This window comes from Scytonema sp. PCC 10023, from assembly GCF_963920835.1.
Lineage (GTDB): Bacteria > Cyanobacteriota > Cyanobacteriia > Cyanobacteriales > Nostocaceae > Kalymmatonema.
Map to the genome: position 1 here is coordinate 15,366 of NZ_CAWUDP010000023.1, position 21,052 is coordinate 36,417.

The following is a 21,052-nucleotide window of genomic DNA, read 5'->3' on the forward strand; positions in this document are numbered from 1 at the left end:
TGTGTGCCGACGTTCGTAGGCATAACAAAATTCATACTCGCGAGGCAGCAACGCCGGATTGTTTTTCAGATAATCGCGCACCTAATTGCAACCGTCAACCATACTTTTCACTAAGAACTACCTGTAAAGTGTGCAGTAATTCCTTGAGTGTATAGGGCTTCGACAAAAATGTTTTGACACCACTGTCCATAACTGCTGCCAGCTTACTGCTAGACATCAGCCCACTCGAAGCAATCATTTTGACTTGTGGGTTGATTTTTTGCAAAGTACGCATTGCAGTTAAACCATCTAAGGCAGGTAGCATCATATCAATCAACACAGCACTAATTTCGTGCTTATGTTGGGCGTACAAGGCGATCGCCTCAATGCCATCATGAGCAGTAAGAATTTTGTAATTGTATGTTTCTAAAGAAGCTTTGGTAATTTCTTGAATCGAGGGTTCATCATCCACAACCAGAATTAATTCTCCATGTCCCCCCAGAATTTCCACTTCCTCTACTGGCTGTGCTTCCATTTCCTGCACTGCTGGTAAGTAAATCTTAAAACTCGTGCCAGATCCCACCTCACTATAAACGTTGACAAAACCACCGTGACTTTTGACAATACCAATAACAGTGGAAAGACCTAGCCCCGTGCCTTTACCTTGTTCTTTAGTTGTGAAAAATGGCTCGAAAATTCTGTCTAAAACTTCACGAGGAATGCCAACTCCTGTATCCGAAACAGTCGTCACAGTGTACGGTCCGGTTTTAGCTTCTAAGTGCATCCGCGCAAAGTTTTCATCAATAAACAGATTTTCGGCACGGATACTTAAAGTTCCGCCATTAACCATAGCATCGCGGGCGTTGACACAAAGGTTCATCAGCACCTGATGAAGTTGTGTACCATCTCCAGAGACCAACCACAAATCTGGCGCTATGTCAATAGAAACTTCAACGGATTTAGGGAACGTCTCTTTGAGAATCTTCACCACTTCGCGGATCAGGTGTTTGAGTTGTAAAGCCATGCGCTTCCCTTCCACGCCTCGCGCAAATGACAAAACCTGCTTAACTAAGTCTGCTCCACGTTTGGCGCTGTTTTCTAGTATTTCCAGCAGGTGCTTATCTTGGTCGTAGACGTCAGGGAATTTCAGGGGTAACAATTGAGCCACTGCTAAAATTGGCGTCAGAATGTTGTTTAGGTCGTGGGCGATACCACTCGCTAAGGTACCAATACTTTCCAAGCGTTGGGCGCGGAACAATTGTGATTCCAAGAGTTTTTTCTGGGTGATATCTGTGTCAACGCTGAGAATGGATAAGGGCTTTCCTCGTTCATCACAGACTAATGTCCAACGGGTTTGTACGAGAATTTCTTTACGGCTCTTAGTAACTTTACTTACCTCACCCTGCCACTGACCTTTGCTGATAACGGTTGCAAGAGCTGCTTCCACTTCTGGTGGTACTTCGTTGTACAAAAGCTTGTTGGCATTTTTGCCAAATACCTCTTGAGCCTGCCAACCGTACAAATTTTCTGCACTTTTGTTCCAGAATAAGATGCGATTCTCTAAATCTCGCACAATAATCGCATCAGTAGTAACATCAAGTAAAGCCGCTTGTTGGCGGATTTTCTCTTCAGCAAGTTTGCGCTCACTAATGTCGATGCTAGCGCAGGTGATGCCTACGACTTCTTGCGACTCATTCTGCAATGGCTCTACAGTTAAATCGTAATACCGCGTCCCAAGAGCCGTTGTAATAGAAACTTCCTCTCGAGTTCCTATACCCGTGGTGAGTACACGACGCTTAATAGTGGTTAAACGCTCTGCATCTTCAGCACAAATAAAATCGCTGTCTCGCTTGCCTAATATCTCTTGTGCCGTCAACCCAAAACTTGGATTATATACCCAGGTGTAGCGTAACTCCTTATCTTGATTAAAGACAAAGATAGGAGAGTTCTTGAGAGCAACCCGAAATCGCTCCTCACTCTGTCGCAGAGCTTCCTCCGTTCGCTGACGCTCAATAGCATAACGCATTGAGCGCACCAGTAAGTCACCATTCACCTGTCCCTTGACCAAATAATCTTGAGCTCCCTCTTGCATTGCCCTAGTCGCCAAGGTATCATCATCAAAACCTGTTAACACGATAATCGGAATAGTAGGAGCCTGATGATGGACTTTGATAAACGTTTCTAGTCCCTCGCTATCCGGAAGTAAAAGGTCTAGCAGAATGACATCAAACCTTTCTTGCTCCAAAAAGCGCAGCGCCTCTTCTAATTCCTGCGCCTGCTTCAGGTGAAGCTTCACAGAGGTGACATCCCATAAAAACTCCTGCAACAGCCGAACATCACCCGGATTATCTTCCACTAATAAAATTTTCATTATTTTTTGTCATTAGTCATTTGTCATTTGTTATTTGTTATTGGTCGTTAGTTTCTCCCTCATCTCCCTCATCCCCCTCATCTCCCTCATCCCCCTCATCTCCCTCATCTCCCTCATCCCCCTCATCCCCCTCACTCCCTCACTCCTGTGGTAGCTTGACAACAGTGAACCAAAAGTTCTCTATAGAATGTACAATTTTGACAAACTGATCAAAGTCAACAGGTTTAGTGATGTAGCAGTTGGCACAGAGGCTGTAAGCTCTCAGGATATCTTCCTCCGCTCCAGATGTTGTTAAAACAACCACAGGAATCCGCTTAAGGATTTTATCTGCTTTGATTTCTGCCAGCACCTCTCGCCCGTCTTTTCTAGGCAGATTGAAATCAAGCAGGATAATATCGGGGGTAGGCATATTAGCATAATTTGCCTGTTTATGCAAGAATGCCATAGCCTCTACGCCATCAACCGCTACATTCAGGTTCACGGAGATTTTGCTATCTTCTAGGGCTATGCGGGTTAACTCCACATCGCCAGGGTTGTCTTCTACTAGCAAAACCTCAATAGGCATAATCACTTCAAAGTTCACAATTGGTTTGCCGCTCGATCAGGAATTGTAAAGAAGAAAGTTGCACCATGTTGCAGTTGCGACTCAATCCAGATATTTCCACCGTGGCGTTCCACAATTTTCTTACATATTGCCAAGCCGATGCCTGTGCCAGGGTACTTATCTCTGGTATGCAAGCGCTGAAAAATTATAAAAATGCGCTCCGCATATTGAGGTTCGATGCCAATACCATTATCGCGCACTGCAAATCGCCATTCTTGCCCTGTGCGTTCAACCCCAATATGAATTTGGGGCGGTTGTTCGCTCTTGAATTTGATAGCATTAGCAATCAAGTTCTGAAACAACTGCGACAGTTGCGTTGCATCCGCCATCACTTCCGGCAAAGTATCGCGGGTGACGACTGCGCCGCTTTCTTCAATAGCAAATTTGAGATTGGCGAGAGCGTTGTTGAGCACAGCATTACAATCAACTCGTTTAAAGGGCTGACCCCTAGTGCTGACACGCGAATAGCTCAACAAGTCATTAATGAGCGTCTGCATCCGGCGTGCTCCGTCTACAGCGTAGTCGATAAACTCATTCGCCCGATCATCAAGCTTGTCTTTGTATCGTCGCTCCAAAAGCTGCAAGTAACTCCCCACCATTCGCAACGGTTCTTGCAAGTCATGAGAAGCAACGTAGGCAAATTGTTCCAATTCCGCATTGGAACGAGCCAGTTCCTGACGTTGGCGGGTTTCTTGTTCCAAAAGTTGCGATTGAGATAGGGCGATGCCTATTTGGTTTGCCAACTGTTGCAACAACTCAATTTCTGCGGTGTTCCAATTTCGCGGACGCTCACATTGATGAGCAATCAGCAAACCCCACAGGTTGTCCCTTTGCAGGATCGGTACTACCAAGTTAGCTTTGACACCAAACTGTGCAAGAAATTCTTTATGACAAAGTTGAATGTTTGCTGTTTCCAGATTGGCGATCGCACTAACTCTTCCTTGACGATAAGGTTCTTGATAATCTCTTTCAAAGCAAGGGTCGAGGAGATCTTTTCCCAAGACTACAGGAAAACCTGGCAGCACTGCCTCTTGCACGACAGTTCCCGAACCATCTCCCCACCGCCGAAAGATCAGAACTCGGTCAGCGTGCAGCAGTTTTTGGACTTCGGTCACTGCAGTTTGCAGAATTGTCTCAAGTTGTAAAGATTGACGAATTTTGAGGGTGATTTCGGAAAATACTTGAGAACGTTTGTTTTGACGCTTTGATTCCTCTTCTGCTTGCTTACGATCAGTGATGTCAAGCATGACACCAATCATGCGAGTTGGGCTACCATCAGCATCGTAAATTCCAGTACCTCGTGCTAGTATCCAGTGAACGCTGCCATCGAGCCAGATATTGCGGTACTCTGTTTCATAATCTTTCCGTTGCTCTAAAGCTTGTTTCACAGCCTGCTGCACGTAGGCGCGGTCTTCAGGATGAATGTATTCATACAGCGCAGTATAGGAAAACTCTGCTTGGGGGGGTAGACCAAAGTTTGCCTTGCACTCGTTGGAGGAATATAACTCGCCCGTTTTCAAATCAAGCTCCCAGGAACCGAGTTTAGCAGCGTGCAATGCCAGCTTCAATCGTTGTTCGCTCTCGCGCAAAGATGCCTCAGTTCGCTTGCGTTCAGTGATGTCGCGCGTCACTGCTAGCAAGGCAATAATTTGTCTATCAGAATCGCGCAGGGGGACGGCGTGGGTTTCCAACCAGCGACGAGTGCCTTTCAGTCCAACAATTTCAAACTCCAGTATTCCTGATTCGCCCTTGAAAACGCTTGCGGTAAGTGCCTTAAAAGCTTGACGATGCTCAGGAGCGACTATGGGATAAAGGGATTCTCCCCGCACTTGATTGAGGGAATCAGCTTCAATCATCGCCAGTCCAGCCGGGTTCATCTCCAGTAGTGTGCCGTTTTTGGTAAGCAATTTTACACACTCTGGTTCTGATTCAATGACTGTGCGGAGAAGATTTTCGCTATGCGCCAGTTTTTCCTCCGTACGCTTGAGTTCCTCGGTAACACGCGACGCCTCAGCTAAATTACGCCGAAGCTCGAGTTCGCTAATCACCTGGCGGGCTAGCGCCACAAGCGCTTCCACTTGTTTGTCGCTCAGTTGGCGTGGCACTTGGTCAATGGCGCAAAGAGTCCCCACCATATCTCCGTTCGGGGTAATTAGGGGTACACCTGCATAAAACCGCACATATGGATATGACACAACGACTGAATTCTTGGCGAAGCGTTCATCAACCCAAGTATCAGAAATAACCACTACGTCCTGTCGTTCCTGGCAAAGGTAAGACAATCCGACGCTACGCGGCATTTCTGCGACATCCAAACCTATTTTTGCCTTAAACCATTGACGGTTTTCATCGATAAAATTGACTAAGACTATGGGAGTCCCACAAATGTAGGCAGCTAACTGGGCAATATTGTCGTAGGCTTCTTCTGGTTCAGTGTCAAGAATTCGGTACTGACGCAGGGCTTCAAGTCTCGCCGCTTCGTTATGAGTCATTATCGCTAGCATAAATATTTATTAAAAGTTTTTAAAATTATTCAACGCTTAGCCTTATCTAGTTACAAAACTAGCTGATTTTGATCACTGTATGTTGATGCTTCTTATATTTTATACTACTTTTGGTAGATGCAACTTACCGCCTCTATTTAGTTACATCAATGTTTGCAACAAATCTTAGTATAGAGAGCCTATAATATCATGTCCGTTTATATAACCGTGCGGAAGTTCGTAGTGAGGACTTTAGTCCTCTTTACTGGCAAAGCAAGGGCTCTTATCCTTACTACAAATAAGTTTTATTATCAGCAATGAAGCAAACATCATATAGCACTCCTATTTGAGTTGTAAAACACTCATCTAGTTCGTCCATTGTCAATAGTTAATAGTTACTAATGACTCATGAGTACCTTAACGCATATGGTCACAATTCCTACACGCATTGCTATAGTAACTGTTGACACATTTAAATTGCATTTATTTTGCAGTTGAAATGCTTGCTAAACCTAGTTTAGTTGCTACCCAACCGCCAACCCAAAGCCCTGTATAAAATCTGATAATATTTCCAAAGCCTGCTTGCTGTAATAATTCTAACTCTCTCGCCTCTGGAATAGGGTAAACACCTTTGTTGAATGTTTCTAGCAATTGAGCCATCCTTTCTGGCTTCATGCCCATTTCTTCCCAAAAGACTTTCAAAATGAAAATCATCTGCTCTAATTCACGAGTGCCTTTTTCACCAAACACATCAACCAAGATAAAAGCAGCTGATGGTTTCAAACGCTGAGCAATACTTTGAAGTAATGCCAGTTTGCTGCCATCATCTGGGAGAAAATGCATAACTAAAATGCAAGTTGCTGCATCATACAGGGGAGTCACAGGCAAATCGTGCGTGTATCCTTGAAATAGCTTAACTCGTTCAGCTAAGCCGTGCTGCTGTATTTTCTCTTGGGCAATGCATAGCATATTAGCAGATGGGTCTACACCTAACATTTGCCACTGGGAATTGTCCTGACCAAACTTGACTAACTCCATCCCAGTACCAGCACCCACAATCAACAAATTAGATGTTTCGCTTAAGTGCGCTTTCAAACAAGACAAAGCCATTGTATGCATTGCCTCATAACCTGGTAAAGCCATCTGAGCCATGTTGTCGTACTCGTTAGTACCAACTGGCGGGTTGGCGTCAAAATCTATAGTTTTTTCTGACATTGATTTGTAGTATTTTTGCTAAGATTGTCAGATTTTATTGCGTTCGTAGAGAAGAATTTTTGTGGTCATCCTGTGCATTCCAATTGGACATAACTATTACGTAGATTTAAACTGTAGACAGAATTGTTGAGCGCAGTTGCTCGACGCATCCAAGCAAATTACCCGTGTTCAACCGATAACTCAAAGGATGAGCAATCAATCTTGCTGTACTTTCAAACAAAGTTTCAATTTCAAGCAAACCATTTTCGCGTAAGGTTCGCCCTGTCGAAACCAAATCCACGATCGCCTCTGACATTCCCGTAATCGGACCGAGTTCCACCGAACCATATAGCGGTACAATTTCCACAGGTAAATCTAAACTGTGGAAATATTCTCGCGCACTATTGACATACTTAGAAGCCACTCGACCATGAGCTGGTAATTCTAGTGCCGAACGGTAAGGGCTTGATTGCTTTACCGCCACCGACATTCGACAATGTCCAAACTGCAAATCAACCAAGTGGGCGACTTGCGGCTTTTTCTCCCGCAAGACATCGTAACCGACGATGCCTAGCTGTGCCTGACCATATTCTACATAAACCGGCACATCCTGTGCGCGCACTAGTAGCCCTTTGGCTTTGCCACTAGAGTCGGAAATCTGAAGTTGGCGGTTACTTGAGTCCAAAAAAGCACTAAAATCCAATCCCACATCTTGTAAGATGCGGATGCTATTTTTGAGAAGTTCCCCTTTCGGCAATGCAACAGTTAGCATAAGTAGCAGTCAGCGTTGAGCAATCAGCAAAATAATAATATCTGATAGCTAAGTACAGATGGCTAACTAATGGCTAACCATGCGAATTTTGGTTGTTGATGATGAAGTTGAATTAACAGACCCTTTGAGTCGCTTGTTAACTCGTGAGGGATACAGCGTTGATGCGGCTTATGATGGGACAAATGGTAGCCAACTTGCACAAGGCGGCAGTTATGACTTACTGATTTTAGATTGGATGCTGCCAGGAAAAACAGGGTTGGAGATTTGTCAGGAATTACGACGCCAAGGCAAAACCACACCCGTGTTATTTCTTACCGCTAAAGATACTCTGGATGACCGAGTACAAGGTTTGGATGCAGGTGCGGACGACTATTTGGTCAAACCTTTTGAGTTGCGGGAGTTACTCGCACGAGTTCGCGCTTTATTGCGTCGTTCCAGTTCACCAAGCTCCAGTACAACAAGTCAAAGGCTTACGGTAGCGGACTTAGAACTTGATAGTGAAAACCAAGTCGCTTATCGTCAAGGGAGGATCATCGACTTATCAGACAAAGAAAGCCAGCTTTTGCAATATTTTATGGAAAACACGGGACAATTGCTCACTCACGCGCAGATTCTCCAATATCTCTGGAAAGATGACGAACCACCTAGCAGCAATGTCATTGCTGCATTAATTCGTCTGCTGCGGCGCAAGATTGAACAAGCTGGTGAAACACAATTAATTCATACTGTCTACGGTAAAGGATACCGCTTTGGTGCTTCTGCGTGACATCCTCCCCACCCGAATCGAAGATTACGGGTGGGGCGTATCCATTGAATCACTTCTTGGTTTTCCTGGTTTTTCCCTTGCGGGTTTTCGACACTTGCCTAGATTGAGTTGCCTCAACCCCCGGTAGATCGTCTGCACAGGCACTTTCGTTTCCCGATTGCCCATCGGTACTAATTAACTTAATTCCTCGGTTCCTAATGTTGAGTCCAGCTGCCACGTCTCGGTCAGTTGTGAAATTACAGTTAGGGCAGCAATGAACTCTAACACTCAAATCCTTTTTAACCTCTTGACCACACTCTGGGCACTCCTGAGAAGTTCCTCTGGCATCAACTTCAGCAAAGAACTTTCCACGCTTCCAGCAGACGTAGTTGACGATGCTTCTAAACTGTCCAAAACCAGCGTCAAGCATCTGTTTGCCAAACATACCTTTGGCACTAATGCGGTAATCCAAGTCTTCCATGAATATCATGTCACCTGCATCGCAAAGAGCGTGCGCCTGCTTATAATGAAAGTCTTGCCTGGTGTTGTCGATTTTGTGGTGAAGTCTAGCAACTTTCATTCGGGCTTTCTCATAGTTTTTCGACCGTTTTTGTTTCCGAGATAGCCTGCGTTGTAGCAATCTCAGCTCACTTTGCAGCTTCTTGAAGAACTTGGGCGGCGATACTCGAACTCCGTCACTAGTTGCTAAAAACTTGGACAGTCCGATATCTACTCCAATTGGATGACCGTGTGGAATAGGGTCGGGCACACTGACATTGCATTCAAGCGAGATAGATGCATACCAATAACTGGCTTTCCTTAATATTCTTACTTGCTTGACCACAAATCCTGAAGGGATGGGTCTATGCAAGTTGATGGGAATATTTCCAATCTTAGGCAGCTTAAGATGTAGATTCGTTACCGGATTCTCGTTGAACTGGGGAAATAGCAACGACTTGAAAGAAGCCTGCTTTTTAAACCGAGGAAAGCCAAACCCCCTCTCCTGAAAGTATTCCCAGGCTCTATGCAACTGCTTTATGGCGAGCTTACGGACTTGAGAAGGGGCTTCCTTAAGTCTAGGAAATTCCTTCTTAGCCTTGGGCAAGTTATTGAGTTGATAGAGTTCACCGGGGAACTTTGCATCGGCGGGGAGGATGTACTCTTTTTCCAAAGAGCATCTATCAATTAAGCACTTACGACTATCACACCAATCCTTTATCTCTCGCAACGCATAGTTATATGCGCTACGACAGACTTCCATCCACTCAGTTAGCTGTTGCTGTTGAGTGGCATCTGGATATAGGCGGTAGCGGTGCGTAATTGTCAGCATCTCTTTACTATACAGCATTTAATAGCTATCGTATAGCTATTAAATGTTAAAGCAGGGGACATCGAATCCCCTGCTTTAACTTGGGGGAGTCCATGTATGCCCACCCAAATCAAAGATTATGGGCGGGGTTTTATAGCTCCCCCAAACCCCCACATTCTGAGAAAATACAAATTATATGGTAGGGGCACGAAACTTTGCTTATTGCTGTCAACTTACAGCGCTTTTTAGATGATTAGACCCTCCGGGTATCTCCTTCGGAGACGCTGCGCGAACGCAGTCGCCTGCTGTCGGGAAACCCTCCCGCAGCGCTGACTCACCACAAATTGTAAGGTGGGCATTGCCCATAAAAGCTTATGTAATGGACATTTGAGATATCAGCGAGCAATGCCCACCCGAAAGAGAACCGCTATAAGCCAAAACTCTTCTGTAATCTCGTTTCCAGGTTCGACCTGGAAATGCCCTTGAAGCGGCTAGTAACGCAAGTAATACCGTTTTGAAAAAAGAATGCGACACATGATGGCTCATATATGGGTTCTATCTGTCGCAATCATTTTTTAAATTGGTATAAGACAGGCAGAGCCTCCCAGTAGGCATTCCCAGCCTGAGGCTGGGAACGAGGCAACTTGTTGACACGCAAAAGCAATGTTATACCCCTACAACCAACTCAAAACTTTTCACTTGTAACTTTAATACTTAACAACTGATTCATTTGACATTGCAGCTTTTCTCGTAATTGTTGTGCTTTTTTATAAGCCTCTGCTCTTTCTGTCTTATCGCCATTTAACTCGGCTGTATGCAAAGGTTGAACAAAGTAACGCAGGCGACTTCTCATCGCCCAAACTCCCATTGATGGAAAGAGAATAAATAATGGTATTAAAGGTGATATAGGCAAAAATGGTAAATTGAATAGCCTTTGCAACTTTCTAATATTTAATGTCCAAGGATGTAAATTTTCATTACCGATGCAAATAACAGGCAAGATAGGAACTTGATAACGTAAGCTTAATTGAATAAAACTCGAATTAAAAGTTTCTAGTTGATAGCGTTTTGTCCAACCTTTCTTTGGTCCGCGTAAACCTTCTGGTGCATACAAGAGAATTTTGCGCTCTTGCATCGCCGCCTCAAAATCATTTAACTCTGCTCTCACACCACCCATAACCTTTGACCATCCCGGTGGTAACCACCAAATGACCCAAGGATGGTCAAACAAAGAGACACCAGTTAACGGTTGCACCAACCATCCTCGTGTTTTACTTAATAGATAACCTAACGTTAAAAAGTCCCAGGGAAAACACATTCCTGCATGATTCATTGCCACAATCATTGGTCCTGTTTGTGGCAAATTTTCAATTTGGTGCAACTCTCCTCGGAAATAATATTTAATAATTGGAGCAATAACTTCATCTCGAAAGGCTTTTTGATAATTTGGGTCAAATTCACCTACCTCACTACGAGGTGAACGACAGCCAAGCCGCAACCAGCGAATAAGAAGTGCTAAGTAAAATCCGCCAGGAATTAAAAATAACGCGTATTCCAACCAATTCCAACCATCTGGATCTTGATGATAATGCTGCCAGTGGCGATTGAATATAATCAACCAACCAGGAGGATACCACAGACAAAACCAATCAAACCAGCCAAATTTGTAACCCTCAAGTAATGTTTTTTTCAATTGAGGATTGAAAAGGTTATCAGAGTGTTGATTAATCACAATAGCTGAGATGTTTCCAAAACAATTGGCTTAATCGGTAATTTTAGCTTTAGAAACTTCTAATTGCCATCTGACTCTGGACTAAGTTCTCTGCTTGCTCTCCTATTTTCAAGTCAAGTTTATAAAACTTCTTGCACTCCCAAACTTTTTTTAGTGTTCTTCTTTGCGACTTTGCGTCTTTGCGCGAAACAAAATCATCTTTTTTATAAAACCACAGATGCACACAGATAAAAGCATCTGTGTGTGTATCCTACGCAAAGTCGCCCAAAAGACGTATACTTTTATTGAAAGCGGATATTCGCTTGCTTAAAACGGTGCAAAGCTTCACCTAGGCGATCGCACTCCGCAATCAAGCTGATTCGCACATACCCTTCACCCGCAACGCCAAAAGCATTACCTGGCGTGACAACAACACCAGTTTGCTGCAACACCTTAAGAGCAAAATCTGTGGAACTGACGCCAACCGGACAAGGAACCCACAGATACATTGTCGCCTTGGTTTTACTCAAATTCCAACCCAGCTGTGATAAACCTTGAACCACAAAATCGCGGCGGGTACGGTAGCGTTCTTGTACCTCATGTAAATACTCGTCCGGCAATTGCAATGCAGTTTCTGCTGCGGTTTGCAATGCCGCAAAAATGCCATAATCCAAGTTCGTTTTCAGTGTCCGCAAACCTTGAATAATATGACGGTTCCCAACCACAAAACCGACGCGCCAACCTGCCATATTATAAGTTTTGGAAAGGGTATGAAACTCAACGCCAATGTCTTTCGCACCCAGAATTTCTAACAAACTTGTGGGTTGATAGCCATCAAAAGCGAGCTCCGCATAACACAAGTCATGCACGAGTAAAATCTCATATTTGCGGGCAAAGGCGACAATTTCTTCAAAAAATTCACGCGGTGCAGTCGCAGCTGTCGGATTACTGGGATAATTAAAATAGAGAATCTTTGCGCTTTGGGCAACATCCTCAGGAATTGCCGCCAAATCAATCAGCCAGTCATTCTCTGGTTTGAGAATTAAGCTATGAACTTTGCCCCCAGCAATGACTGGACCACGAAAATGGGCAGGGTATGCCGGAGAAGGGACTAGAATTAAGTCACCAGGATTAATGTAGGCTATGGCAAGATGCGCCAATCCTTCTTTAGAACCAAGAAGAGGCAAAGCTTCGCTATCTGGATCTAAATCGACTCCATAACGACGACGATACCAGTTCGTGATGGCGCGGCGGAAACTCGCTGTCCCCTCAAAAGGAGGATAGCCATGATTTGCCGGATTTTGCAAAGCTTTGATCGCCGCTTCTATCACTGGTTGCGGTGTTGCGCCATCCGGGTTTCCCATGCCCAAATCAATCAAATCCAACCCTTGCTCTCGTGCTTTAGCCTTGAGTTCATCAAGACGAGCAAATACGTAAGGTGGTAATTTCTGTATGCGTTCAGCTGGGGCAATCCAATCTAATGTCATCGAAAGAATTATGATTTATGAATTATAGATGAGAAATGCACAATTATGAATTACAGCGCTTATTTTTATGATTAGACCACAAATCGTAGGGTAGGCATTGCTTCTAAAAGCTTATATGATGATATACATTTGAGATATTAGTGAACAATGCCCACCGTAATTCTGAAAACCGCTGTATCCACTCTTCACAACTCGTCGTTTCTGTGTGTCGGGTGTCGTTTAACAATCACTCAGCCTCATTCACAACAGACGTCAAACCCATATGAGTGCGTCCTTCTACTGGCGCAGTAGTGGAAACCATCGCCGCCATCAACTGTTCTACTGCAACTTTGAATGGGAGTCGGTGGATGTCAGAATGAGGAGATAGAGCAATTTCAGCAGCTTTTTGCAATTCGTTTAAGGTGATGTTCCCTAATCCTAAATCGCTCAATTTTTGGGGTAATCCTATCTCTGCATAAAACTTTAATAATTGTTGCCGTGCAGCGGTTGCGAGCTGATTGCCCTGTACCATCTCTTCTAAACGCAGTTGCACCAAAATCCCATAAGCGACTTTTTCGCCATGAATGCTGCCACTTTTACAAATGTGAGTTAAACCATTGTGTACCGCATGAGCAGCTACAGTACGACATTGTGCGCCTCCCAATCCTCCAATGACACCAGCCAGGAGAACCGTTGCATCGACAACTTGTTGCCAAGCTTCGCTACCAGGTTCTTTAAGTGCAGCAGCAGATTTTTGGAAAAGGATATCTCGCAAAACTCGTGCTTGTTGGACTGCGGCAATGATTAAGGTTTGTTCGGAGTGTCCGCTGCTGACTGAGGCTTCATACCATTTGGCGATCGCATCCCCAATTCCTGCTACAAGCGTACGTTGCGGGGCAGTTTTTATCAAGTCGTAATCGAGTATCAGTAAATCAGGACAACTTGCCAATGCGACATCGTAGAGAAATGCCCCTTCATCAGAATACACATTCGACAGGGCAGTCCAAGCTGCACACGTCGCCGCTGAGGTGGGAATTGTGACGACTGGTAACTCCAATTGATGAGCGATTAATTTCGCCGTATCCAGTGCTTTACCGCCACCAATACCGATAATCATATCGGCTTTATGTTCTTTCGCTGTTTTGTGTAAAGCTTTCAAGCTGGCTTCACTACAATCAGGAGCATAAAAGGCTTGGGCAATATCCAACCGTTGGTGTTTCAGCAGTGGTTGTAGACTCTGTTGGGTGACAGCAAGAGTACGTTCACCTGCTACAATCAGGGGACGACTTCCCAAGCGGGCGATCGCATCACTTGCCTGTGTTAATATTTGTGAGCCACGAATCACCTTTGTTGGAGCTACCGAAAGAGCCAGTAACGGACTAGAGGTTTGAGTAGACAAAGTTTCAGTCGATTGATTAGGCATATAACAAATTAACAGTAGCACTTCCAGATATTTTGGAGAACTTTCCCCTATTAGGGAAGAGGTAACGGGTAATTAGTCTATATTCCACAGTCCAATAAATTTTGACTATTCTTTTTACCCTAGTGACCGTAATCACCAGATTTCTATCTTAACAAAACATTAATAAATATTGTATTTGTTAACACAAAAAAAATATGTCTTTGTTAATATGAAGATGGTTTTTGAACTTCTCAGAATATCCCTAAGTGTGATGCGGCATCAGTAGTAAAAAAACTATTGTTAAATAAGAGACATTAATTTTTTTAGGAAGAAAATATGACATCTACCAGTGATGCCAGCGACACAATGGAACAGACGTTGCAAATACAGTTAAGTCAATCAGTCCTGCAGCAAGGCTTCAACGGTAAAGCAGTAGAAGAACTGCAAAACCTCTTATTTGCTTGGGGTATTTATACAGGACCAATCGATGGTGAGTTTGGATACCAAACCGAACAAAGTGTTAAAAATTTTCAGCGTCGAGTCTTTTTGAAAGAAGATGGAATTGTAGCAGAGCGTACTTGGCGTGCGCTTTACACAGGTGCGCCAGTAGATATGCCACAATTGAGTAAAGGCTGCAACGGAGAATTGGTGAAAAAGGTGCAGCGCATTCTGAAAACAACCTGTGATTATATAGGACGGGTTGATGGTGATTTTGGAGATCTGACAGAGTCAGCTTTGACAAGCTTCCAAAGGCGCTGCGAACTGTCGATAACAGGCGTAGTGGAAGAAAATACCTGGTGTGCCTTAAGTAAAGTACTCCAGTACTAAAAGTCAGGTGAGGAATTAAGAGTTATGAGTTATGGATGCACAACTCTTAACTCGTAATTCATCACTCTAACTTTTCTGTGAGGTGGGTTGTGGTAATTGGGCGAATTTGTCCTGGTAAATCTCAATCGCCATTTGAGAATCTTCACGAGACCTGAGACTACGCTTGACTTGACCAAGGTAAAGTGGTACGGAAATTCCTGGTTCAGGGTGGACAAGAGTACGCAATCGAATAGTCAATTGGTTTTCTGCCGATGTACCCAAGCGACCATAGGAATACAAATCACTAGCAGCTTGACGTAAGGTAGCTTCTAATTGTGATGGGGTAATTTGTGGTGGGATGGTAATCACCGCTTGAGTTGATCCGTTGTCATAAACCCGAGTGTATTTTACTGCACCTGGAATCACAGTGCGATACAAGGGCGTCAACGAGAGAGTAAATAGACCAGCCGTCAGCACTAGCATAAAGCCAGTAGAACCCACAATCCGAAAGCGAATACCCCATTTCAAAATAAAAGCTAAAACTGTCAAGGCAGCAAATACTAATGTTGCAATACCCGACCACTGGGCGTATTTGAGAAAGTCAGCAGGTGTGAACATAAAGGTTGGCTACTTGGGGTGTCTTCTTATTTCAATGTTGCCATACCCTTGGAACACCTATACTTTTGTTACTTAACACTTATGAACTGAATGGATGCAATTTGAAGTGGGTATGATGCGTGTGAGACCCAACTGTGATTTCCATACCGAAAGTCGCTACCCAAAGTCCTTGTTTAACTGCAGGTGATGAACAAGGTAACTCGAAAACTGCATAAGGTTTCTCGTAACCTTCGGGTTGGTCTACGATAAGATGGTTTTCCCACTGTGGAAAGCGTTTAAGAATATGATTGACGGCAAAGCGGGAATACTCATCGAGTTGTTCTATCAGCAAATTTTTCATCGCTAAATTTAATCAAGCTTGCTAAGAACATTATTTTTAAGCGTTAACTTTCCTCCAACAATCGTTGCAACGCCACCCTCATTTCTTCAGGCGTCGTCGTTGTCGTACCAAACTGCCGCACAACAATACTAGCTGCTAAATTACCTAAAACTGTCGCTTCCCATGCCGACGCCCCAGCAGTTAAACCCAAAGTTAATGCCGCCACCACAGTGTCTCCAGCACCAGTCACATCAAACACCTTAGTCCGATTAAAAGCTGGGATATGATATTCACCACCCTCGCTGTCAAACAAACTCATTCCTTGCTCGCCACGCGTAATTAAAATATGCTGCGCCTGCGTCAAGGTAAGCAAATCTTGTCCTGCTTGAGTTAAAGTTGCCTTATCAGTAATTGCATAACCTACAGCAAGTTCTGCTTCTGGCAAATTTGGCGTAAATAATGTTGCTCTTTGATACCGTTCCAGATGTTTTTGGGCGTCCACAATTGTTCGGGAAGCAGACAGCGCCGCCGAAATCACAGGCTGAGTCAGAGTTCCATCGCCGTAGTCAGAACATACCACGGCATCTATGGAATGGATTTGTTCTTTAATATATTGAGACAACTGCACTTGCAAATCCAAGTCTGGCAAATCGTCCGATTTTCGGTCTACCCGAACGATTTGCTGAGTCACTGATTGACGCGAATGACCAGAAATCCGTGTTTTCGTGACTGTTGGGCGATTGGGATCAACAAAAATACCATCAGTATTGATTTGTGCAGCTTCCAAAAGACCACGTAGCGCCCTCCCTTGTTCATCTTTGCCCAAAAGTCCTACTGCTAAAACGTTTGCCCCCAATCGGGCAAAGTTGTAAATCGCATTCGCCCCACCTCCTGGCACTTGCTTGGTGGTTTCATGGCGGAGAATTAACACTGGTGCTTCGCGAGAAATTCTTTCCACCTGACCAGTAAGAAACTCGTCTAGAGTCAAATCTCCGATGACTAGCACCCGTGCAGAGGTAAATTTGTCTAACAGGGAGAACAATCGGTCAGCTGAAGCACGCAGTTTAGGGGCAAAATCAGGGTCTAAAGACATATATACAGACAGTATCTAACACACCAGCCCATCATCTTACAACCCAAACAAGGAAAGTGGGGAGATGAGGAAGATGAGGGGGATGAGGGGGATGAGGAGGATGAGGAAGATGAGGGGGATGAGGAAGAGACTCCTAATGCGTGAATTTTGAATGAGCGAATTTTGAATTGGTTTCTCCCTCCCTCACTCTTTCCCTCCCTCCCTCACTCTTTCCCTCCCTCACTCCTCCTATTCCCGCCACTGTACCTCGACAAAATACGCCTGTCGTCCCCAAAGGTCACGTGTAGGTGTAATATTTTCAATTTCTAAATTGAAGGGAATTGAAGTTGTGAGGTAACGCTGCGCCAAAGCACCAATGTCAGGAGCTAGTTCAGCGGCTGTTGTCGCCGCCAAGCCCAAACCTATCAATTGCTCAATTGGTCCTCGCGGTAGCAGCAGATGCATTCCCACTGCTAGCCCAGCTGTGAGCAGCATTCCTACGGATGCATTTGTCCCACAACGGGGATGCACAGCTAAATCCCATTCTCCGTTAGTAAGGCGATGGCGAGCAAGTGTTACCGCACGCCGCAAATTGCTGATATTTACCTCTCCATATAGATAGAATCCTCGCTCTGTAGACAAACCCCCTAAGAGTTCGTTGTCAACTTGAAAATTGCTCGTCGGGGTTCTTGTGCGAGCTTGGAAATTTTTTGATGCACTCAGAACCCAAACTGTGGCGTGTTCCAGCGCATGAACCTGTCGCACCATTAAAATTTCTTTTAATCCAGGGATAAACGATAGATGCCTCAGTAAATCCGCATCTTGTGTGGGCTGAGGTGCTGTAAAATCAAAACTAAAAAAGTCAAAGGGAGACGAGCCACCTTTAGCAAAAGCGGAAGTATTCATTGCAACACTGCTCCCTAAGCTGATGGAGCAATAGAGATTTCTTTTAAATGTAGCGTTTCAGCCTGTGGATGGTTGCTAAATTTTGTTGATTATCGGAACTATTTCAGTCTACTAAAGGCAAAATTTTAATAAGGACACATAGCGGCAACGACGTTTTTCCGTCTTGAAAGCTGAGAAACTTTGGCTTCTATGCTTTATGGGCAAACCCAAAAAGCGCTTTCTGTCGAGCTTTCTGTCGCGCTACTAGTGTCCTTATGCCTACGGTTGAAACAATTTCCACAGGAAATATCTTTATTTATAATCTGAGGAAAAACAACCTTTATCCAGAACGACATAATGCAGTAATCTGTGGTGCTTGATTTTGATAGGTTTACACTTAATACGTAAGTTGTGAGGAGGAGACAATAAGTTACCAGTCAAAATGAGCTTGGCAGTATACTAGCAATTCATCTATTCGTTCTGGTTAGGCAGAGGCAGGGGACAGCAATTTACATCATTCAAGCAGACTTTGCCCCAATGCAAAGCCCAGCGGACAAGAGCCACTCGGTTGTCAGTACCGGTCTTGGTGAGAATATTGCTGATATGGTTATCAACTGTACGCTTGCTTATTTCCAGTTTAGCTGCAATTTCTTGGTTAGTTAAGCCAGCGGCCACTAAGTCGATAATTTGCAGTTCTCTGTCTGACAGACTAACGGGGGTCTGAGACTCGCCACCAGCCATGAGTTATTTTATCCTCCTTAGTATATGTACTTAATCGCTCTTTCTCATTCTAGAAGATTCTTTTGTGGGTAGTTGTTTCAAATGTAAGCATAAATACTCTTTTTAGAAAAAGTGCAGTTTAGGGAGTTAGGGGAGGCATCCCCCCGCCCGTCCGACTGCCCTAGGGAAAAGAAAAATCAACATTTCAAATTCAAAATATCCCCCATACCCTTATACTTCATACCCGTTCCAAAGCGGTAATATTAATCAAATACAAGTATAAAAAGGAACTTTAAAATAAATAAAAGCCCAAAAAATACTGATGCGAAATGAACAGTAAGGAGCAATATGCACGGCTGATTTAAGAAACAAAAATAGCTATTTAATTGTATGAACGACTGCCGACAAAGTAGCACAAATTATTGTAGGTTTTATACTGGCAATTCCTAATCCAAAATCTGAAATTCAATGAGCAATCCCCGTGTTTTGTGCCTGGGTGAAGTTTTGTTTGACCGTTTAGCCGATCAACTGGGGCGAAAGCTAGAAGAAATTGAGTCATGGACTGCTTACCCTGGGGGAGCACCAGCGAACGTAGCTTGTGCTTTGGTGAAGCTGGGGACACCAGCAGCATTTATCGGCACCTTGGGTGAGGATGCACCAGGTAATGAACTGGTAGAACTATTACAAAAAGTTGGTGTGGATACAACTGGAGTACAACGCCATCCAACAGCACCAACACGCCAAGTGAATGTTGTGCGATCGCTCTCAGGCGATCGCACTTTTGCCGGGTTTAAAGACCATGACACCACAGAATTTGCAGATACGCGTCTCAAGGCTGATAAATTACCTCTTAAGTTATTTGAAGCAGCAGATTTTCTGGTTTTAGGCACTTTGGAACTCGCTTATCCTGAAAGTGGGCAAGCAGTCCACCGTGCGCTTGAGTTAGCAGAACAGTACGATATCAAAATTTTATTGGATGTCAACTGGCGTCCGGTATTTTGGACAAATCCTGACATCGCTCCCCAAAAAATTCAAGAATTATTTAAGCAAGTAGATTTTCTGAAACTTTCAAAAGAAGAAGCCGAATGGCTATTTGACACCGCAGATCCAGGGGCAATTACTTACCGTCTTAATTCCGTAGAAGGCGTGGTGGTGACAGATGGGGAACACGGGTGCGCTTATTGCCTTGGTGAAAACGAAGGCAAAATACCAGCTTTTTCCATCCCCGTCGTTGATACAACAGGTGCGGGGGATAGCTTTGTCGCTGGGTTTATCCACCAGTTGCTTACTCATGGTATCCACAGCTTAAACGACTCGCAGACAGCTAGAAGAATCGTGACATATGCAAGTGCAACGGGGGCATTAACGACAATGAAAGCAGGGGCGATCGCCTCCCAACCCACCGCAGATGAAGTGGAAGCTTTTCTTGCTTCGCATCAAGTTTAGCGAGTAGCACAGGTAACTGGAATCACAGTACAACAAGAAGGCGGGAAGAAAATCTTCACCGCCTTTTGCCCAGCAAAATTGTTCAATCTCTCTAGTGACCAAAACTAGGGGATAGGGGTGTAAGGGTGTAGGGGAAGATATGGAAATTGAGTGTGGTAAATCTGGTCGGATTTGTCATTGCTGTCTCCGAATGTTCTCATTAGCTGAGCCAAAAAGGTGAGAGTCATGTCACAAACAGAGCATGAATACTGCGCTGTAGAAAAGGCAATCTTAAAAAGCTTTAATCGTCAATCTCTACTCTCCAACGACAATTCGTTTTGGAACGGCATCCGCTTCCAGTTCACTCAAAGCAGGAGCGCAAGTGCATTGCCAGACGAGATAGTCTTTCCAGAGAATGCGATTCATATTTATACAGATATGCCCTCTGGGTACGTTGTTGAAGCGCGAATTAATGGACGCTTGCAAAAAAGCTCCCTTGTCACGGGTCATAGTCTCATCATTCCACGCGGCACAGCTTATTGGCAATCAGACAACCACAAAAGCAAAGGCATTACCTTAGGTTTGAATTTCGGCTTTCTTGAGCGCACTCTCTCTGAATCGATTGACCTAAGTAGTCTTGAACTGCATCCTCAATTTCCGACGTTTGATCCGCTCATTTATCAAATTGGGCTGGCGCTAAAAGCTGAACTAGAACAGAATCGGCATTCTAGCCGCTTATATGCAGAATCTGCCGCGACGTTTCTTGCCACCCATCTTTTCCACCATTACGCCCAAGGCAAACAAAAGGAGCAAATTACAACAAGTGGCTTGCCTAAGTACAAATTACAACAGGTCATTGATTACATCCATGCCAACCTTGAGTGTAATATTGGCTTGACTGAATTGGCTGACTTAGCCCAGATGAGTCTATGGCACTTCTCTCGATTATTTAAACAATCAACAGGATACTCACCCCATCAGTTTGTCATTAAATGCCGGGTCGAGCGTGCTCGTGAACTCCTCCTCAAAAGTGACTTGTCAATCGCGGATATCACTTATAAAGTCGGCTTTGCCAATCAGGGGCATTTAACCAGTCATTTTAAGCGCCTGCTTGGAGTCACGCCTAAGGTCGTTCGAGAGAAATAGCACAAACGTGTAAAAAAAGCAAAA

Annotated in this window: 19 protein-coding genes; 5 read left to right on the forward strand and 14 right to left on the reverse strand. The window is 44.2% G+C overall.

Annotated elements, in window-relative coordinates; translation table 11 throughout:
• Positions 1 to 94 precede the first annotated feature (94 nt).
• Positions 95 to 2,350, reverse strand: a complete 2,256-nt coding sequence (locus ACM0OZ_RS15775; RefSeq protein ID WP_414583761.1) for a response regulator — start codon at positions 2,348 to 2,350, stop codon at positions 95 to 97.
• Positions 2,351 to 2,370: 20 nt separating this feature from the next.
• Here ACM0OZ_RS15775 and ACM0OZ_RS15780 point away from each other — a divergent pair, with 20 nt between their 5' ends.
• Positions 2,371 to 2,559, forward strand: a complete 189-nt coding sequence (locus tag ACM0OZ_RS15780) for a hypothetical protein (RefSeq protein ID WP_414583763.1) — start codon at positions 2,371 to 2,373, stop codon at positions 2,557 to 2,559.
• Here the strand turns inward: ACM0OZ_RS15780 and ACM0OZ_RS15785 are convergent.
• From ACM0OZ_RS15785 to hisG, 4 genes are all read right to left on the reverse strand, one after another.
• On the reverse strand, positions 2,490 to 2,915 hold the full coding sequence (locus ACM0OZ_RS15785) for a response regulator (RefSeq protein ID WP_041038184.1): 426 nt from the start codon (positions 2,913 to 2,915) through the stop codon (positions 2,490 to 2,492). The two genes, ACM0OZ_RS15780 and ACM0OZ_RS15785, sit on opposite strands and share 70 nt — an antisense overlap.
• 14 nt (positions 2,916 to 2,929) lie before the next feature.
• Positions 2,930 to 5,458 (reverse strand): GAF domain-containing protein, encoded by a 2,529-nt coding sequence (locus ACM0OZ_RS15790; RefSeq protein WP_414583764.1) that lies wholly within the window; start codon positions 5,456 to 5,458, stop codon positions 2,930 to 2,932.
• A gap of 462 nt (positions 5,459 to 5,920) precedes the next feature.
• Complete coding sequence (locus tag ACM0OZ_RS15795) at positions 5,921 to 6,652, reverse strand: class I SAM-dependent methyltransferase (protein ID WP_414583765.1); 732 nt, start codon at positions 6,650 to 6,652, stop codon at positions 5,921 to 5,923.
• Between the two features lie 106 nt (positions 6,653 to 6,758).
• The gene (hisG, locus tag ACM0OZ_RS15800; RefSeq protein WP_414583767.1) at positions 6,759 to 7,403 is read right to left on the reverse strand and encodes an ATP phosphoribosyltransferase; all 645 of its coding nucleotides are present in this window, start codon (positions 7,401 to 7,403) and stop codon (positions 6,759 to 6,761) included.
• A 79-nt stretch (positions 7,404 to 7,482) separates the two neighbouring features.
• On the opposite strand from hisG, the gene rppA reads away from it, so the two are divergent.
• Complete coding sequence (gene rppA / locus ACM0OZ_RS15805; protein ID WP_414583768.1) at positions 7,483 to 8,169, forward strand: two-component system response regulator RppA; 687 nt, start codon at positions 7,483 to 7,485, stop codon at positions 8,167 to 8,169.
• 49 nt (positions 8,170 to 8,218) lie between these two features.
• Here rppA and ACM0OZ_RS15810 read toward each other — a convergent pair whose 3' ends face one another.
• The 4 genes from ACM0OZ_RS15810 to ACM0OZ_RS15825 form a co-directional block, all read right to left on the reverse strand.
• Positions 8,219 to 9,496, reverse strand: coding sequence for an RNA-guided endonuclease InsQ/TnpB family protein (locus ACM0OZ_RS15810; protein ID WP_414583769.1), 1,278 nt, complete (start codon positions 9,494 to 9,496; stop codon positions 8,219 to 8,221).
• 646 nt (positions 9,497 to 10,142) lie between these two features.
• Positions 10,143 to 11,189, reverse strand: coding sequence for a 1-acyl-sn-glycerol-3-phosphate acyltransferase (locus ACM0OZ_RS15815; RefSeq protein ID WP_414583770.1), 1,047 nt, complete (start codon positions 11,187 to 11,189; stop codon positions 10,143 to 10,145).
• Positions 11,190 to 11,470: 281 nt separating this feature from the next.
• Entirely contained in the window at positions 11,471 to 12,655 is a 1,185-nt protein-coding gene (locus ACM0OZ_RS15820; protein ID WP_414583771.1) for an aspartate aminotransferase, read from the reverse strand.
• A 226-nt stretch (positions 12,656 to 12,881) separates the two neighbouring features.
• Entirely contained in the window at positions 12,882 to 14,057 is a 1,176-nt protein-coding gene (locus ACM0OZ_RS15825; protein WP_414583772.1) for an iron-containing alcohol dehydrogenase family protein, read from the reverse strand.
• 315 nt (positions 14,058 to 14,372) lie between these two features.
• Between ACM0OZ_RS15825 and ACM0OZ_RS15830 the strand changes: the two genes are divergently transcribed.
• A complete protein-coding gene (locus ACM0OZ_RS15830) occupies positions 14,373 to 14,864 on the forward strand; it encodes a peptidoglycan-binding domain-containing protein (RefSeq protein ID WP_414583773.1) in 492 nt (163 codons plus the stop codon).
• Positions 14,865 to 14,930: 66 nt separating this feature from the next.
• On the opposite strand, the gene ACM0OZ_RS15835 is transcribed toward ACM0OZ_RS15830, so the two are convergent.
• The 5 genes from ACM0OZ_RS15835 to ACM0OZ_RS15855 form a co-directional block, all read right to left on the reverse strand.
• Complete coding sequence (locus ACM0OZ_RS15835) at positions 14,931 to 15,461, reverse strand: Ycf51 family protein (protein WP_414583774.1); 531 nt, start codon at positions 15,459 to 15,461, stop codon at positions 14,931 to 14,933.
• 79 nt (positions 15,462 to 15,540) lie between these two features.
• On the reverse strand, positions 15,541 to 15,801 hold the full coding sequence (locus ACM0OZ_RS15840) for a hypothetical protein (protein WP_414583775.1): 261 nt from the start codon (positions 15,799 to 15,801) through the stop codon (positions 15,541 to 15,543).
• A 43-nt stretch (positions 15,802 to 15,844) separates the two neighbouring features.
• Positions 15,845 to 16,873, reverse strand: coding sequence for a D-glycero-beta-D-manno-heptose-7-phosphate kinase (gene rfaE1, locus ACM0OZ_RS15845; protein ID WP_414583776.1), 1,029 nt, complete (start codon positions 16,871 to 16,873; stop codon positions 15,845 to 15,847).
• A 228-nt stretch (positions 16,874 to 17,101) separates the two neighbouring features.
• Positions 17,102 to 17,758, reverse strand: a complete 657-nt coding sequence (locus ACM0OZ_RS15850) for a DUF6391 domain-containing protein (protein ID WP_414583778.1) — start codon at positions 17,756 to 17,758, stop codon at positions 17,102 to 17,104.
• A 450-nt stretch (positions 17,759 to 18,208) separates the two neighbouring features.
• Positions 18,209 to 18,478, reverse strand: coding sequence for a helix-turn-helix domain-containing protein (locus tag ACM0OZ_RS15855; protein ID WP_073627546.1), 270 nt, complete (start codon positions 18,476 to 18,478; stop codon positions 18,209 to 18,211).
• Positions 18,479 to 18,925: 447 nt separating this feature from the next.
• On the opposite strand from ACM0OZ_RS15855, the gene ACM0OZ_RS15860 reads away from it, so the two are divergent.
• Together ACM0OZ_RS15860 and ACM0OZ_RS15865 are read left to right on the forward strand one after the other, a co-directional pair.
• Positions 18,926 to 19,903: a carbohydrate kinase family protein gene (locus ACM0OZ_RS15860; RefSeq protein ID WP_414583779.1), complete on the forward strand. Its 978-nt coding sequence runs from the start codon at positions 18,926 to 18,928 to the stop codon at positions 19,901 to 19,903.
• Positions 19,904 to 20,128: 225 nt separating this feature from the next.
• Positions 20,129 to 21,028, forward strand: coding sequence for a helix-turn-helix domain-containing protein (locus ACM0OZ_RS15865; protein WP_414583780.1), 900 nt, complete (start codon positions 20,129 to 20,131; stop codon positions 21,026 to 21,028).
• Positions 21,029 to 21,052 lie beyond the last annotated feature (24 nt).